Below are 15,056 nucleotides of genomic sequence, written 5' to 3'. Positions count from 1 at the left end.
TATGGATAAAAAGGATGCTATATTTGGATCGCCATTTAGCCAGATAGGTCAGGCAAGCTATGAGGAAGTTGTTGAGTTTATCGAAACTGTATTAAATAAAGCGCCTCACCATGCAATCATCGATGAATTGGAAAAAACAGCAGAATATGTTGTGCTTTTGGAAAAGCTACTTGAGGAAAACGGCATAGATTTCTCAGACGAAACACTTTTTGCAAAGAAGATTGAAAACACAGCAGAAATAGACAATCAAAAAAGGCTTTTTTTGCTCCATTTTGCAGGAAAGATCGTTAGAAAAGAGGGGTCTGTCGTATGAGCATTAAAAACGACCGCTGGATTATAGAGATGGCAAAAAAGGGTATGATTGAGCCGTTTGCAGAAAGACAGGTTAGAGAGGGCGTTATATCATACGGTGTCTCAAGTTACGGATATGATATGCGTATTGCCGATGAATTCAAAATCTTTACAAATGTCAACAATACAATCGTTGACCCTAAAAACTTTACAGAAAAGAATTATGTCGATTTTAAGGGCGATGTTTGTATCATACCGCCAAACAGCTTTGTTCTTGCAAAAAGTGTTGAATATTTTAGAATCCCCCGCAATATTCTAACCGTATGCGTTGGCAAATCCACATACGCAAGGTGCGGGTTGATCGTTAATGTAACACCATTTGAACCTGAATGGGAAGGGTATGTAACGATTGAGATTTCAAATTCAACACCAATTCCTGCTAAAGTTTATGCATTTGAAGGGATAGCACAGGTGTTGTTTTTTGAAGCAGATGAGGAGTGCATGGTTAGCTATGCCGACAAAAAAGGCAAATATCAAAAACAGATGGGTTTAACTCCACCAAAATTATAAGGAGGATGCGATGTCAGGACATAATAAATGGAGCTCTATAAAACATAAGAAGGCAAGGGAAGATGCAAAAAGGGGCCAGATTTTTACAAAACTTATTAAAGAAATAACAATAGCTGCCAAAAACGGGGGTGGAAACCCCGAAAATAACCCACGCCTGCGTATCGCCATTGAAAAAGCCAAAGAGGCAAATATGCCCAAACAGAATATAGAAAAAGCCATTAAAAAGGGCACAGGTGAGCTACCCGGAGTCTCCTATGAGGATGTAATTTATGAGGGTTATGGGCCAGGCGGTGTTGCAATGATAATTGAGGCAACAACCGACAACAGGCAGAGAACCACAGCAAGCGTAAGGCATCTGTTGAGTAAATACGGTGGAAGCCTCGGAGAAACTGGCTGTGTATCTTGGATGTTTGATTATGTAGGCTATATTACCTTTGATAAAAACTCAACCGATGAAGAAGCGTTGTTTGAAGCTGCATTGGAGGCCGGGGCAAGCGATGTTAGAGAGAATGAAGAAGACGGTATTTTTGAAGTTATCACAGATCCAAAGGAGTTTGTTGCTGTAAAAGAGGCTTTAGAAAAGCAGGGTTTTAAACCATCATCTGCTGAACTCACAAGAATACCGCAAACAACGGTAAAATTAGAAGGTGAAAAGGCCATTACGATGCTTAAACTGATGAGTGCACTTGAAGATGATGAGGATGTCTCCAATGTTTATGCAAACTTCGATATACCTGATGAAATAATGGACCAGTTTAATCAGTAAAGCATTTATCTAAAATTAGCTTCTCGATTTTCTCAAAACCACCAGAAAGCTCAAACTTTTGCAGGCTTTTGATAGCCTGCTGCTTTATTTGATCTATATTTATCTGCCTTTGTAGAATAGGTTTTAGAAGAGTTGCAATTTCGTGGGGTTTATCAGGCTCATGAATAATAAAACCGTTTCTGCCGTTTTCTATAATTTCGCTACTGCCGCAATATCTGCTAACAACAGGAATACAGCTGCATGCCATTGCCTCAAGCACAACAAGGGCAGATGTATCAAACAGGGTTGGATATACGAAAACATCAGACATCTGATATATTTTCTCAACATCTTTTATTCTACCATATATAATAACATAATCATCAAGCCCAAGCTTTTTTATAAGTTTTTTAAAATAGGGTTCATCGCCGCTTCCAGCAACAACAAGTTTGAAGTTATTAATTCCCTGATCTATAAGCAATCTTAAAGCTTTTAAAAGATACTCAAGCCCCTTTAGTCTGTGATTGGTTGAAACAAAGCTTAAAACAAATTTATCTTTTGCACCGATTTTATCCTTTAGCTCGATTGCTTTTTTTTCATCAGGTTTAAATCGACTCAAATCCACCCCGTTTCTAATAATCACTATCTTATTCTCATTAAACCCAAAAATATCAACAATCTGTTTTTTAACAAACTCAGATGGCACTATAACGGCTTTAAGATCTGGATTTTTAAATGTTAAATACTCAATAAATCTAACAGTCCAGTGGTAGGGCAAAATCTTTTTTTTAAAAGTATAAAACAATCTGCCGATTTTAGTTGAATATTTCTTTTTTGCCCTTTCAAAGTAGAATTTATGAACGCCACCGCCGCTTCTGTAAATATCCTGATAAAATGTTTTACCAAAACCAAGAATACATATGTCACTATATCTTTTTTTCAACGATTTTGCTTTAAAAAAACTATACAATGCAAACCACAAAACACCCACACTACCACCAAAAGGCACAAAAACTCTGTTGATTTTTATTCTACCGTCTTCTGGCTGATCAAATATCTTTTTTGCATATACCTCAATATCAAAACCTTTTTTTGCTAAAAAATAAGCAAGATTGTATATAACCTTTTCCTGTCCGCCGTATTTTCTAAAATACTTATAAAATATTGCTATTCTCATGCGATTGATAATATAAAAGTGACAAATTTAAGTCAAGGAGGGTAGTGTGATTTTGAAGCGTGAGCCTTTACCAACCTCAGATTCAACCTCAATATCACCACCATACAGCTCAACAATATGCTTAACAATAGCAAGCCCCAATCCTGTGCCAGAAAGCATTCTATCTCTGCCTTTGTGAGTTGTATAAAACCTCTCAAAAATTCTATTTATATGTTGCTTTTGGATTCCAGCACCGCTATCTGAAACTTCAATTGTAAATTGATTATTTTCAATAAAACATTCAACCTTAACAAAACCCTTTTCTGTATATTTTATGGCATTGTCAACAAGATTAAACAGAATTGATTTAAGATAGCCACACGGTATAGGCGCTTTATCAACATCACAATTGATGATAAATTCAATTCCCTTCTCTGATGCAAATTTTGAAAATGATACCCCTAACTCCTCCTTTACAATATCAACATCACAACTTTTAACCTCTTTTGTTCTAGTTGTCTCAAGTCTATGTAGCATCAAAATATCTTCAATTAACTCAGCTAAATGTTGGGCATTCACATTTATATATTTGAGGAATTTTTTTAGCGTATCGTTATCCATCTCACTATCAAGAATCGTTTCTGAATAGCCTAAAATAGAGGTTATCGGTGTTTTTAACTCATGAGATGCATCTGCAAAAAACTTTGCCTTTATACTGGCATACTCTTTCTGTTCAGTTATATCGCTAACAACAATAAGCAAACCATCAAGCACCTGCTGTTTGTTTACAAAAAGCCACATATTTGAAAGTTTATATTCAAAAGTTTCAGTCCTGTTTTCAAGCAACTTCTCACAAAATTCTATCGTTTCAACACTCTGACAGCAATCAAGAAGGTTTAAGCCATCTTTTAATTCTACCCCAATAAATTCCTCAATTTTAGGGTTGAAAAGTTCAATATTACCATTTTTTAAAAACAGCAATCCATCACTCATGGAGTTGATTATATGATTAAGTCTTTCCTTCTGTTGGTTTATCTGCTGGTTTCTTTTTTGAAGCGTTTTGTAGATCTCCTTTATGCCGTAAAACAATCGAATTAAGTTTTTGTCTTTAAACTTGGGAAACTCAGGTTTTTTGTCGTTTTTTATATTCTTTATGATTTCATTAATATATTTGAAAACCTTATCAGACTGTACACTTATTAAATAACTCACAAATAAAGATAAAAAGGTAAATAAAGCAAACAACAAACCGAGTAAATTTAATATATCTTCAACAAATTTATTAAGATGAAATGTATATGAAAGTCTTATATATTCTTTACCTCTTTTAAAAATCAAGTAAGCGGTATTGTTTCTTTCAAAAAATCCCGTCTCTTGAGGTTTTTTTAAAAATTCTATCTTTACAGAGCCCACCTGTTTTAAAGGTTTAAAATGTTTTGAATGCAATAGTATGTTCTTTGTTGTAAAGAGCAGATGTCTTGATGAGCTTTCAGATGCCTTTTTGATCTCACTGTATAGAAAAAAACCACTCACAGAAATTAAAATTATTTCTATGGCAAGCAGAATATTAAACAGTGCTATGAGTCTTTTCATACCACAAATTTATAACCAACGCGGGGAATAGCTTTTAGATGCTCAGATTTATCCTTCAATTTTTTTCTTATCTTTGAAATATGTACATCAATAGTTCTATCGTTTATTGCAGGATCATCACCCCAGATGTTTTTTAGAATATCATCCCTTGAAAATACCTTATTGGGATTTGTAAGCAAGAGTCTTAAGATCTCAAATTGCGTCTGCGTAAAATCAACATCCTTACCTTCGATTTTAACTGTGTATGACTCAACATCCAGATCTATGCCGCATAAAGATATTTTGGTTGGTAGTTTATTAATGCGTCTTAAAAGCGCCTCAACCTTGGCAACAAGAAGTTTTATACTGAACGGTTTAACCAAAAAATCATCGGCTCCCATCTCAAGCAGTTTTACAAACAAATCCTCCTGCGTTTTTGCTGTTATTATCATAATCGGGATATCCTTTGTAGAGGGACGAGATTTTACAAGGCTTAAAAACTCCTCACCCTGTAGGCCAGGCAACATTAAATCAAGCAGCATTAAATCGATATCCATAGACTGCAAAAACACCAGTCCGTCGTTGGCATTATCGGCTCTTATAACACCGCAACCTTTCTTTTTTAAGTTAAACTCAATAAGCTCTGCTATGTAATTATCATCTTCAATGATCAAAATCTGTCTTTTCATTGTGGCTCCCTCTTGTGCTTATAAATTTTTCCTGTCGCTACAAATAAAGCCTGCTCTGCTATATTCGTGGCTTGATCCGCAATTCTTTCAAACGCCCTTGCTACAAACATTAATCTCATTGCTGTTTTTGAATTAGAGGCATCCTTTGCAATAAACCCAAACAGCTCTTCTAATATTTTCATTTCATACTGATCTACAATCTTATCTTCCTCAATAATTTTAAGACTTTTCTCAATATCTTTAGCAAAAAACGCATCCATTGCTTCTTTTACCATCAAAACAGCAATATCTTTCATCTTTGGCAAATCCACATAAGGCTTAAGTTGTGAGTATTTATTAATCTTCAAACCCCACCTTGCGATACTCACCGCATTATCTGCTATCCTTTCAATCGACACATTGATTTTCAACGAAGAAAGAATCACCCTCAAATCTGTAGCCTCTGGCTGCCTGATAGCACAAATCTTTATAACCATTTCATCTATTTCGTTATCTATCCTGTCGACTTCATTATCCAATTCAATTGCCTTTAATAATTTTTCATTGTTCCTGTTAAATAATCCATCTGATGCAAGCTCTACCATATCCAATGCAATATGAGTCATTTTTGAGATTTTAACCTTCAGCTGTCTTAAATCCTCATCAATAAAAGCTACCATAAAAAACTCCTTTTAACCAAATCTGCCTGTAATATACCTTTCTGTCAACTCTTTTTCTGGATTGGTAAATAACTTCTCTGTTTCACTAAATTCTATCAATTCTCCTTTAAAAAGAAAAGCTGTAAAATCAGAAATCCTTGCTGCCTGCTGCATATTGTGTGTGACGATTAAGATTGTGGTGATGTTTTTTAACTCACTAACAAGCTCCTCAATCTTGGCCGTTGCAATGGGATCAAGTGCGCTTGTTGGCTCATCAAACAGAATAATATCGGGCTCAACTGCCAAAACCCTTGCTATTACAAGCCTTTGCTGCTGACCTCCTGATAAAGACAAACCGCTTTCAAACAATTTATCTTTAACCTCATCCCACAGGGCAGCCTGTTTGAGTGCTTTTTCAACCCTCTCCCTGATTTCTTCTTTATTTTTAACACCTTTTAGTTTTAAACCGTATGCAACATTGTCAAATATCGACATGGGAAATGGTGTTGGTTTTTGAAACACCATACCAATTTTTCCCCTCAATTCAATAATCCTTTTTGTTGTAAGAATATTTTCTCCCTGATAGATAATCTTACCCTCGTATCGATTATTTTTATAAAGGTCATGCATTCTGTTAAAACAACGCAAAAAAGTGGTTTTACCGCAACCTGATGGCCCAATCAACGCCGTAATCTTATTTTTATAAATGCTAAGATTTATATCTTTGAGCACCTGATTGTTGCCATAATAGAAGTTTAAATGTTCAACACTTATCAAAATATTTTCGCTCAAGCCTTAAACCTCCTTATCATCCATTTACTGAATAGACTCACAAACAATATCGTAATGGTAATTACAAATGATGCAGCCCAGGCAAGTTTATGCCAATCACTATAAGGCCCCATTGCATATTGATAAATCGTAACAGTCAAAGATGGCATGGGCTGGTTCATATTCAAAGTAAAAAAGGGATTGTTAAAAGAGGTAAACAGCAAAGGTGCGGTTTCTCCAGCAACACGGGCAATCGATAAAATAACACCGGTTAGAAGTCCAGCTGATGCTGATCTATAAACCACATCAATGATTACGCGGTAATAGGGTGCACCAAGTGCAAATGCAGCTTCTCTCAATTCCCACGGTATAAGCTTTAATGTCTGCTCGGTTGTACGCAAAACAATTGGAATCATAATAATCGCTAATGCTATACTACCGGCAATACCGCTAAAATGACCCATAGGTTTAACTATTATCGCATAAACAAAAGTACCTACAACAATAGATGGAAAACTCATCATAATATCTGAAACATCGCTAATGATTCTTGAGATTTTGAGGTTTCTACCGTACTCTGAAATAAATGTGCCACCCAGAATTCCGATTGGCACACCAATAATTGTTGCAACCAGACTCATTAAAAGCTGTCCAACAAAAGCACTTCTCAAACCGCCTCCTTTAATTCCAGGAGGCGCTGGATCTTTTAAAAATAGCGATAGGTCTATAGATGACAGGCCTTTTATAAGAACTTCGATAATAATAAAAACAAGCCAGAAAATGCCAATTAAAGCTGCAATTACACTCAAAGATAGGGCTATATTGCTTATGAGTTTTCTTTTTTCTAAGTTATTCATTGCTCAATCCTCTTTACAAAGATCTTACCGATACCAAGTAAAATAAAGCTTATAACAAACAGAATCAACGCAAGATAAAACAAAGAGGAAATATAAAGACCAAAATCAGCCTCTGTAAATTCGTTGGCAAGCGTAACAGAAATCGTGGTTGATGACTTTAAAAGCGATAGGTGAATATGATGATCGTTTCCAAGCACAAATGCTACAGCCATTGTTTCTCCTAAAGCCCTGCCAACTGCAAGTATGACACCACCAAGCACCCCTATCTTTGAATAGGGTAAAATTACATCCTTTATAACCTCCCATTTTGTTGCCCCCATAGCATATGCTGATTCTTTGAGCTCCTTTGGCGTCAAATCAAAGCTATCCTGTGAAATAGAGGATATAAAAGGAATTATCATGATGCTTAAAATTATGCTGCTTGTAAGGATATCTATTCCAAGGGGCGTGCCTTCAAAAAATAATCTCACTACTGGAATCGGCAAAAAAATAGCCTGCAGGGCTGGCTCTATGTAATTTTTCATAATTGGTGCAAGGACAAACAAACCCCACATGCCATAAATAATACTCGGAATAGAGGCAAGCAATTCTATCGCATTTGAGAAAAACAATCTAAAACGGGAAGGGCAGATCTGTGTGGCAAAAATTGCTATACCTATCGAAACGGGCGTGGCAAAAAGAACAGCCAAAATCGTTGTCATCAAAGTGCCGTAGATACTTGTAGCACCACCAAAAATTTTTTTAACAGGATTCCATTGACTGCTAAAAATAAAATGCAGCACACCAAAATGCTTGATTGCTGCAATAGACGCACAGGTTAGTACAACAAGCATAGCAATAACAACTATAGCTACAGTCGCCGCGCTCAATGCAGTTAAAACCATAAATATTCTGTTTTTTACAAAAAGAGATTTCTGCCTCATTAAAATCTATCATAATGAAATATGTTAAGAAAATGTTAATCTTTTTTTAAAGTTATATTAATTGGACTTTGAAACCTTTATATCCAGACCTTCAAGAAGAGCTATTCGATCACTATCGATATTTGAATAGTTAAATACTATTTCATTAACATTCTGCTTCACAAGCCATGAAAGAAATCTTACAAAATAACCGCGCTGCGTATTAAAAAATGGGTTTTCTCTCTCAAAAACACTGACCAGGTCACCTTTTTCATCAACCGTTTCAAATTTGACTTTATAAGCATCCCTTATTCTTTTTGCGATATTGCCATTCATATCCAGCAAAATAGCCCTTTTCTTATTGAAATTTATAGCCGGCTCGTAGTGAATGGTCAAGAAATGTAGATTTTCAATATTCTTTTTTAGGCTATTTTCTATCTTTTCCACAACCTCGTGAGCCTTAACCATATTTTTTTGTCTTATTTTCAGTATAATATCCCCAATTAAAACACTACCAGCTTTTCTTATAAACAGCATATCTATACTTTCAACTTCATCGAATGACTCTATAATCTCTTTTGCTTTTGAAAGAATAGCCTTATCAACGCTTGCATCAAGTAAAACCAAAACAGAATCCCTTATTAACTCATATGCAGCTTTAAAAATAAATACCACAATTACAAAAACAGCAATTTTTTGGGCATATACTACACCCAGCCAATCAAAAACCACACCAAAAATTGCAACTACTGTAACAGAAGTATCAAAAAGCCATTCAGCTGCATCAGCTTTCAGCGCAGGAGAATTATATTTTTTAGCAGCCTTTGATTCTAAAAATGTAAACACAAACTGAATTATCAAAATAAATATCAAAAAAAGAACAGCAAAAGCTCTATATCTTATTGGGTGGTGGTATTTTAGAGCATGAATCAAAATCTCATATCCTGCATAAATAATAAAAATACCGCTGAAAAGAGCCGCAAGGTCTTCCAACTTGTGCAACCCCTCAGGAAATCGTTCATTCTTTACACCTGCAAACTTAACAGACAGCAAAATTACAGATGAAGTTATAATATCGCTTAAACTGTGAATGCCATCGGCAATAATTACAGCTGTTGCCGTTAGGTAACCAGCGGCAAGTTTAGTTATTGCAAAAAAGATATTTAATATAACCGAAGCAACCATCCATCTCTGTTTATAATCCTTCATAAAACACACCTCTTTTTGAACATTTGTTCTATTATAATCCACCAACCGGAATTTTTCAAGTTTAATATTTTTTTAACACTTTTTCCATAAAAGCTTCACACTTAAAGCTTAAAACTATCGCAGAAAATCTTTTTAGGAGGTGTGTATGAAGCGGTTGCTGGGTTTATTGTTAACGGTTATGCTTTTTGCCACTACTTCTTATGCGGGTGGCATGGTAAATGGCGCAGGGGCAACATTTCCCTATCCGGTTTACACAGCATGGGCTTACAATTACTACAAAGCCACAGGTATCAGGGTAAACTATCAGGGCATTGGCTCTGGCGGTGGTATCAGGCAAATCACAAACAGGGTAGTGGATTTTGGCGGTTCTGATAAGATGTTGTCACCAGTGGAGCTGAAGAAAAAGGGTTTATATCAGTTTCCTGCTGTAATTGGCGCAATTGTGGTCGTATTCAATCTTGACAATATCAAAGATGGTCAGCTTAAATTATCAAACAAAACCGTTGCTGACATTTTTCTTGGAAAGATTAAATACTGGGATAACCCAGAAGTCAAAAATGATAATCCATCGCTTAGCTTGCCACATCTAAAAATCACCGTTGTTCACAGATCTGAAGGTAGCGGAACAACATGGAATTTTAGCTACTGGCTATCACACATATCAACTCAGTGGAGCAAAAAGGTTGGATTTGGCAAGGTTGTAAACTGGCCTGTTGGCATAGGAGCCAAGGGCAATCAGGGTGTAACAAACTATGTAAAACAGATTAAGGGTGCTATTGGATATGTTGAGTATGCATATAAACTTCAGAACAACCTTAAAACAGCACAGCTTATGACAAAGGAAGGTAATTTTATAAAACCTTCTGATGAAAGCTTTAAAGCTGCGGCAAAATATGCAAGCTGGAGCCCAAAAACATCGTTTTATATATATGGCAATCTGCTGTTAGCAGAAGGCAAAAACAGCTGGCCTCTAACTGTGGCAACAATGATCCTGCTTGCAAACAATAGACCCGCATCGAACAAAAAAGCCGTTAAATTCTTCAGCTGGGCTTTTAAACATGGAGATGCAACAGCGCAGCAACTTGGCTATGTGCCGCTTCCAAAAAGTGTGAAGAATACGATTAGAAACTACTGGAAAAATACTGTTGGTGTAAATGTAGAATAAGAGGGGAATACCCCCTCTTATTTAGTCAGCAACAACGGTAAAACGGTATTTGCAGGTTTTTGAGCCACCTACATTTTTACTAACATGGATTTCTAATCTGTAATGCACCTCGTTTCCCGCTTCAAGGTCTGGAGCATAAGCAGGCAACTCTATAGTTTTATATTTAGGATTAGACACATAGACATTCAGCTGCTTATAGGCAACAAGCTTTCCACCGTTTCCTTCTCTTACCAACGAAACCTGAATAAGGTTCTGTTTTTTCCTCCATATACCATATTTTCTTACACCAGCAACCTTTACCTTTAATTTGATTCTTACCGTTCCAGCTATAGTATGAATGTTGTTTTTACTCCATGTTCCAAGATCGGATTTAAATTTGCTTGGAAATTTAATATAACCCTTCCAGCCACCTTTACCATCCATAAAAACCGTTTTACCAAAGTCTATTACACCGGAAACCCTATTAACATTTGCCGTCCTGTTTTGAACCTTACATACCCCATGAAACTTAGCAAACGACACCGAGGAAAAAAGAATGGTAACAAAAAACACAACACCGCTCATTACACTTAACAATCTCTTCATACACACCTCCATACTTCATTTAACATTATGCATGAGCCCTTACTATTAAAATTATAAGATTATGGAACTTTGTCAAGTATATTTTTATTTATCTTTAAAGTTTTACAATTTCAACGAATGTATCGTTGAATGCTATGCCTCTTTTCGTATCGGTTGGGATGTTTGAGCAGATATAGTTTACATATTTTGATGAATCCTTATAAACAAAAGCAATATCTCCGTATATCTTATCGCTTAATTCTACTTCAAAAACAGCCTTTTTTGAAAGGTTTTTTAAAAACACACGCTGACCTTTAACCAGAGTGTATTTTTCTTTTAATTGTGGTGATACATAAACCCTGCTAAACGATTTTAAATCCCACTGCGAATTGAGATAGGCATGATGAGAAATATTCAGCAATCTAACTTTATCCTTAATATTAAACGGTTTTTTTAGATCAATCTCTTCAAAATTAATTTTTCTTTTCAAACTCCGTTTATCCTCAATATTATCAGTCGAAAAATCTATGGTGCAATTAAAGATGGCTGCAAGTCTCTTTGCCACATCAACATCGTTGGGCAAATCGATAAGCTTTTCTTTTTTTAAGGTCTTTGGAAAGAAATAGCTACCCTGAATATCCTTTTGAGAAAACATGCCTCCAACCCTTATAAATACATCAGCTAAAGCAGCAGTCTGGGTGCAGTTTGCATCAACAACGACAGTAGGGTTGTTTTCAAAAAAATCTGTCAACACATCGTTATCGGGCAGACTAATTAAAGGATTTGATGCCACAATTATAGCACCATCAAAAAACCCTTCCTTTATATAGTTTGTCAGTTCGCTTATAAAGATACTGTTTTTTGGCTTTACAGCGGGTTTCTTTAAACCCTCTTTGGATGAGCGAGAATAGTAAAGCCTATCTAAATTGCCTGTAAAATATGCAAGTCTATTGAGCCATTTTATAGTATTCTTGCCGTTAACATAACGCTGAAGGCCATATCCTTCAATAATTGCAACCTTTTTTTTCTTAAAAATGTCTTTTAAATATTCAAATTCCTCATCCGTCAATCCTGTTTCTTCAAAAGCATCATTACCGTTTTTTGTAAATCCATCTAATTCATCCAGAAGCGCTTTGGCTAACGCTCCGTCTGAGGCTGGATTGATTCTTATGTATCTGCCTATCGATGCTGCCTGCGTTTTGACAGGATCTATATAGACAATCTCTTTTGTTTTTGAGAGTTGCTTTAAAAGTGCAAAAAGATGAGGCGAAACTGCGTGTGCATTTTTACCAAATATAACGATGGCATCAGAGTTTATTAGGTTTTCAATAGGAGGATTTATACAAACTCCAAAATCCTCAATATGAGCCTCGATACCTGTTTCATCGCATGGACTTCCATCAACGAAATAAACATTCTCAAATTTAGCAAGAAGCAAATCCCATACAAACATGGAATAACCAAGATTACCCGAGCCCCTGTAATACAAGATTCTCTTTGAAGATTTAATAATTTTAACTGCAGCTTTTATGGCCTCATCAAGCAAAACAGGTTTTCCTGAAACCATACATGATGCGTCATTAAAAGCAATTTCTCTGTTGAAAAACTGCTTAAGCTTACCACAAACAAACGGTTTTTTTAAAAAATCCCAGCCTTTTGGTTTTATTTTTAGTTTATTATTCTCAATCCTCGCCAAAAATGCACATGTATCAGGACAATCTTTAGCACAAAACTGCTCTATCCAATCCATAACGGTTTTTTAAGACCCCCTTTTGCAAATAATACCTGCAAAAACTCCTGTTCTATCTTTTTGTTCTTCATCTTCAGATACTCAAAAACATCTTCTAAATGGTTGAAGTTCAAATTGTCTGTATTATTTAACGCTGGTAGTTTATCATAAAAATTTTCCATCACAAACTCAATCGTTTCAAAATCTGGATAAAACTCGATATCTTTAAAATTTTCTTTGAAACTATTGTATATGGCAATACCGTTTGCGTCCGCATCGCCAAAAAAAATCAATTTTTCATAAGGAAGCCTTTTTACAAATGCCGTTATTTGCTTTGTTAGATGAAAACCTTTGTTATACAGAAAAATAGCGTTGTTGGGATTTGCACTCATAAAAAAAGACAGGTTTTCAGAGATAACAACTGTAGCTTTACTAACTTTTAAGGTTTCAATTCTACCACCAAAAAAAGCAGCAAGCGTGAGTTTTTGAGTAAGCTCTTTAAGGTTTATGCCGTTTATCATCAAATCAACATCGCATCTGACATAAATAATATTAGGCCTTTGAATGATAGCCCTTTTATTAAACTCATCAGCAAGAAGCCTGTGTTTTTCGATAAACTTTGAGTCTCCAAACAGGTAAGCTGAACAAAACCTTATATCCTCTCCTTTATATTCATTTTCCATAAATTTTAAAAGCTTCTGGTGTGCATTTTTTTCATCCATTATCAACCCTCAACAGCAGGGTTGTTCTGCCGTTTTCAAAAAATCTATAAGCAATTTTGTATTTAAATGAGAGATATTTTAAATACTTTGGTCTGGTGTAGATATAAAAGCTTCCTTTTAATTTACCAAAAAGGGCAGGATTGCGAATCTCTCTTAAACAATGCCTTGTATATGCTACAAACGATTCGTTAAAAACGGCAAATTGATAAACCCTTGCATGCTCAAACTTTACCATTCTCCAGATTTTTTTCTCAGCTCTTAGGCTATCAAGCTGCAGAAGCAATACACCAAAAGCAACGGTTATTGCAACTGTTTTATAAAACACAACCTTTTGTGGCGTTTTTTGAAAATTAAGTAAAGCCACAACAAACAAGCCAAATAGCAACCAGTAACCAACAAATGCATAATGGATTTTATAAAAATAATAGGCAGAAAACATTGCAGCTAAAAATTCAATAACAAAAAAAATTTTTGCCCTTATTAAGGTTTGCTTTGACGATAAGATATATCTGCCAAAAATAATAGAAAGTGGGATGGTGCCAAATGCTATATAATGAGCAAGTTTATTGGCAGAAATGGAAAAAAATAGAAAAATCCACAAAAACCACAAAATCAGAAACCTGTTAAACTTATCTTTAAAATCAAAAGATTTTACAATATCGTAAACAAAAGGATACCACAGATAAACAACACCAACAACAACGGGAAAGTAGTAAAAAAACGAGCGGGGATGCTGATGGGCTGTGCCTGTAAATCGTTCAATGTTGTGATAGAGTAAAAATTTATTGATAAATTCATAACCATACATCTTATATACTGCCACATACCAGGGCAAACCAACAATAAAGAATATTGCAAAACCAGTAAGATTCTTTTTTTCAAAAAATTTTTTAATGGGATTTTCATTCGATACCAAAATCAAATAGATGATGTAGGTTACACCAACCATAACAGGACCTATAGGGCCTTTGGTTAAGAAGGATAGGGCAGTTAAAATCCATGCTATAATAAAACGCTCTTCAATAAAGTAATAAAGCGCTGCCAAAGCAAAAAAGGTTAAACTCATATCCGGCGTGGCTGCTCTTGGCAGGTAAATAAAGAAACCGTTTGATATAAAACCTAAAACGGCAAATTTTGCAATATTATCATCATCAAATAGTTTTTTTGAGAGTTTATAAACAAAAATACTACTAAAAGAGGCAGCGATTATACTTGGCAGTCGTGAAGCATACTCTATAATGCCAGCTGGATCAATACCTTTATTTATAAAATAGTTAACAAAAAACAGCTTAAAAGATGCAACAAGCTCCCAGTAAAATAGAATTGGTTTATCAAACCTCACATGGCAATTAAAAAACGGGATAATGTAGTTGTGATTAGAAATCATTCTGAGGGCTGCATCTACATATTTTGGCTCATCCGGCGGAAAAAGTGAGGTATAAAATGCCCCTATACTGAATAGCACAAAAGAGTATA

Annotated in this window: 16 protein-coding genes; 4 read left to right on the top strand and 12 right to left on the bottom strand. The window is 35.4% G+C overall.

Translation table 11 applies throughout. The features are described 5' to 3' along the window. Window position 1 precedes the first annotated feature (1 nt). Genes EK17_RS04645 through EK17_RS04635 form a run of 3 tightly spaced genes read left to right on the top strand, consistent with a single transcriptional unit; the run spans window position 2 to window position 1,627 of the window. The gene (locus EK17_RS04645; protein ID WP_035587933.1) at window positions 2-313 is read left to right on the top strand and encodes a DUF2018 family protein; all 312 of its coding nucleotides are present in this window, start codon (window positions 2-4) and stop codon (window positions 311-313) included. Beyond that, complete coding sequence (gene dcd, locus EK17_RS04640) at window positions 310-861, top strand: dCTP deaminase (RefSeq protein ID WP_035587928.1); 552 nt, start codon at window positions 310-312, stop codon at window positions 859-861. Before EK17_RS04645 ends, dcd begins: the two co-directional genes overlap by 4 nt. 10 nt (window positions 862-871) lie before the next feature. Then, window positions 872-1,627 (top strand): YebC/PmpR family DNA-binding transcriptional regulator, encoded by a 756-nt coding sequence (locus EK17_RS04635; RefSeq protein WP_035587926.1) that lies wholly within the window; start codon window positions 872-874, stop codon window positions 1,625-1,627. Here the strand turns inward: EK17_RS04635 and EK17_RS04630 are convergent. Genes EK17_RS04630 through EK17_RS04595 form a run of 8 tightly spaced genes read right to left on the bottom strand, consistent with a single transcriptional unit; the run spans window position 1,617 to window position 9,442 of the window. After that, a complete protein-coding gene (locus tag EK17_RS04630; protein WP_035587924.1) occupies window positions 1,617-2,783 on the bottom strand; it encodes a glycosyltransferase family 4 protein in 1,167 nt (388 codons plus the stop codon). The genes EK17_RS04635 and EK17_RS04630 overlap by 11 nt on opposite strands. Before the next feature lie 27 nt (window positions 2,784-2,810). Continuing rightward, complete coding sequence (locus EK17_RS09010) at window positions 2,811-4,355, bottom strand: PAS domain-containing sensor histidine kinase (RefSeq protein WP_051904428.1); 1,545 nt, start codon at window positions 4,353-4,355, stop codon at window positions 2,811-2,813. Continuing rightward, the gene (locus tag EK17_RS04620; RefSeq protein WP_035587922.1) at window positions 4,352-5,023 is read right to left on the bottom strand and encodes a response regulator; all 672 of its coding nucleotides are present in this window, start codon (window positions 5,021-5,023) and stop codon (window positions 4,352-4,354) included. The genes EK17_RS09010 and EK17_RS04620 overlap by 4 nt, the downstream gene beginning before the upstream one ends. Beyond that, a complete protein-coding gene (gene phoU, locus EK17_RS04615; protein ID WP_035587920.1) occupies window positions 5,020-5,682 on the bottom strand; it encodes a phosphate signaling complex protein PhoU in 663 nt (220 codons plus the stop codon). The genes EK17_RS04620 and phoU overlap by 4 nt, the downstream gene beginning before the upstream one ends. Window positions 5,683-5,694: 12 nt before the next feature. Then, the gene (pstB, locus tag EK17_RS04610) at window positions 5,695-6,453 is read right to left on the bottom strand and encodes a phosphate ABC transporter ATP-binding protein PstB (RefSeq protein WP_035587918.1); all 759 of its coding nucleotides are present in this window, start codon (window positions 6,451-6,453) and stop codon (window positions 5,695-5,697) included. Then, window positions 6,450-7,289, bottom strand: a complete 840-nt coding sequence (gene pstA / locus EK17_RS04605; RefSeq protein WP_035587915.1) for a phosphate ABC transporter permease PstA — start codon at window positions 7,287-7,289, stop codon at window positions 6,450-6,452. The genes pstB and pstA overlap by 4 nt, the downstream gene beginning before the upstream one ends. Next, window positions 7,286-8,212 (bottom strand): phosphate ABC transporter permease subunit PstC, encoded by a 927-nt coding sequence (gene pstC, locus EK17_RS04600; RefSeq protein WP_035587913.1) that lies wholly within the window; start codon window positions 8,210-8,212, stop codon window positions 7,286-7,288. Before pstC ends, pstA begins: the two co-directional genes overlap by 4 nt. 57 nt (window positions 8,213-8,269) lie before the next feature. Next, window positions 8,270-9,442 (bottom strand): cation diffusion facilitator family transporter, encoded by a 1,173-nt coding sequence (locus tag EK17_RS04595; RefSeq protein WP_156957522.1) that lies wholly within the window; start codon window positions 9,440-9,442, stop codon window positions 8,270-8,272. Between the two features lie 103 nt (window positions 9,443-9,545). Here EK17_RS04595 and pstS point away from each other — a divergent pair, with 103 nt between their 5' ends. Continuing rightward, a complete protein-coding gene (gene pstS, locus EK17_RS04590) occupies window positions 9,546-10,565 on the top strand; it encodes a phosphate ABC transporter substrate-binding protein PstS (protein WP_035587906.1) in 1,020 nt (339 codons plus the stop codon). A 21-nt stretch (window positions 10,566-10,586) separates the two neighbouring features. On the opposite strand, the gene EK17_RS04585 is transcribed toward pstS, so the two are convergent. The 4 genes from EK17_RS04585 to EK17_RS04570 form a co-directional block, all read right to left on the bottom strand. After that, on the bottom strand, window positions 10,587-11,150 hold the full coding sequence (locus tag EK17_RS04585; protein ID WP_035587902.1) for a hypothetical protein: 564 nt from the start codon (window positions 11,148-11,150) through the stop codon (window positions 10,587-10,589). 94 nt (window positions 11,151-11,244) lie between these two features. Continuing rightward, window positions 11,245-12,879 carry a molybdopterin-dependent oxidoreductase gene (locus EK17_RS04580; protein ID WP_035587899.1) on the bottom strand — a complete coding sequence of 545 codons (1,635 nt, stop codon included), beginning with the start codon at window positions 12,877-12,879 and terminating at the stop codon, window positions 11,245-11,247. Continuing rightward, window positions 12,867-13,580: a Wadjet anti-phage system protein JetD domain-containing protein gene (locus tag EK17_RS04575; protein WP_035587895.1), complete on the bottom strand. Its 714-nt coding sequence runs from the start codon at window positions 13,578-13,580 to the stop codon at window positions 12,867-12,869. Before EK17_RS04575 ends, EK17_RS04580 begins: the two co-directional genes overlap by 13 nt. Next, window positions 13,573-15,045 (bottom strand): ArnT family glycosyltransferase, encoded by a 1,473-nt coding sequence (locus EK17_RS04570; protein WP_232229304.1) that lies wholly within the window; start codon window positions 15,043-15,045, stop codon window positions 13,573-13,575. Before EK17_RS04570 ends, EK17_RS04575 begins: the two co-directional genes overlap by 8 nt. Window positions 15,046-15,056: the final 11 nt, after the last annotated feature.

This window comes from Hippea jasoniae (assembly GCF_000744435.1).
Taxonomy (GTDB): Bacteria; Campylobacterota_A; Desulfurellia; order Desulfurellales; family Hippeaceae; genus Hippea; species Hippea jasoniae.
The sequence above is the reverse complement of the archived record's forward strand: the minus strand, read 5'-3'. Positions and strand labels throughout refer to the sequence as shown.

What these genes read in the sequence shown, in the direction of transcription:
- EK17_RS04645 (WP_035587933.1), top strand. Translation starts at nt 2, where the DNA reads ATGGATAAAAAGGATGCTATATTTGGATCGCCATTTAGCCAGATAGGT.
- dcd (WP_035587928.1), top strand. Translation starts at nt 310, where the DNA reads ATGAGCATTAAAAACGACCGCTGGATTATAGAGATGGCAAAAAAGGGT.
- EK17_RS04635 (WP_035587926.1), top strand. Translation starts at nt 872, where the DNA reads ATGTCAGGACATAATAAATGGAGCTCTATAAAACATAAGAAGGCAAGG.
- EK17_RS04630 (WP_035587924.1), bottom strand. Translation starts at nt 2,783, where the DNA reads ATGAGAATAGCAATATTTTATAAGTATTTTAGAAAATACGGCGGACAG.
- EK17_RS09010 (WP_051904428.1), bottom strand. Translation starts at nt 4,355, where the DNA reads ATGAAAAGACTCATAGCACTGTTTAATATTCTGCTTGCCATAGAAATA.
- EK17_RS04620 (WP_035587922.1), bottom strand. Translation starts at nt 5,023, where the DNA reads ATGAAAAGACAGATTTTGATCATTGAAGATGATAATTACATAGCAGAG.
- phoU (WP_035587920.1), bottom strand. Translation starts at nt 5,682, where the DNA reads ATGGTAGCTTTTATTGATGAGGATTTAAGACAGCTGAAGGTTAAAATC.
- pstA (WP_035587915.1), bottom strand. Translation starts at nt 7,289, where the DNA reads ATGAATAACTTAGAAAAAAGAAAACTCATAAGCAATATAGCCCTATCT.
- pstC (WP_035587913.1), bottom strand. Translation starts at nt 8,212, where the DNA reads ATGAGGCAGAAATCTCTTTTTGTAAAAAACAGAATATTTATGGTTTTA.
- pstS (WP_035587906.1), top strand. Translation starts at nt 9,546, where the DNA reads ATGAAGCGGTTGCTGGGTTTATTGTTAACGGTTATGCTTTTTGCCACT.
- EK17_RS04585 (WP_035587902.1), bottom strand. Translation starts at nt 11,150, where the DNA reads ATGAAGAGATTGTTAAGTGTAATGAGCGGTGTTGTGTTTTTTGTTACC.
- EK17_RS04580 (WP_035587899.1), bottom strand. Translation starts at nt 12,879, where the DNA reads ATGGATTGGATAGAGCAGTTTTGTGCTAAAGATTGTCCTGATACATGT.
- EK17_RS04575 (WP_035587895.1), bottom strand. Translation starts at nt 13,580, where the DNA reads ATGGATGAAAAAAATGCACACCAGAAGCTTTTAAAATTTATGGAAAAT.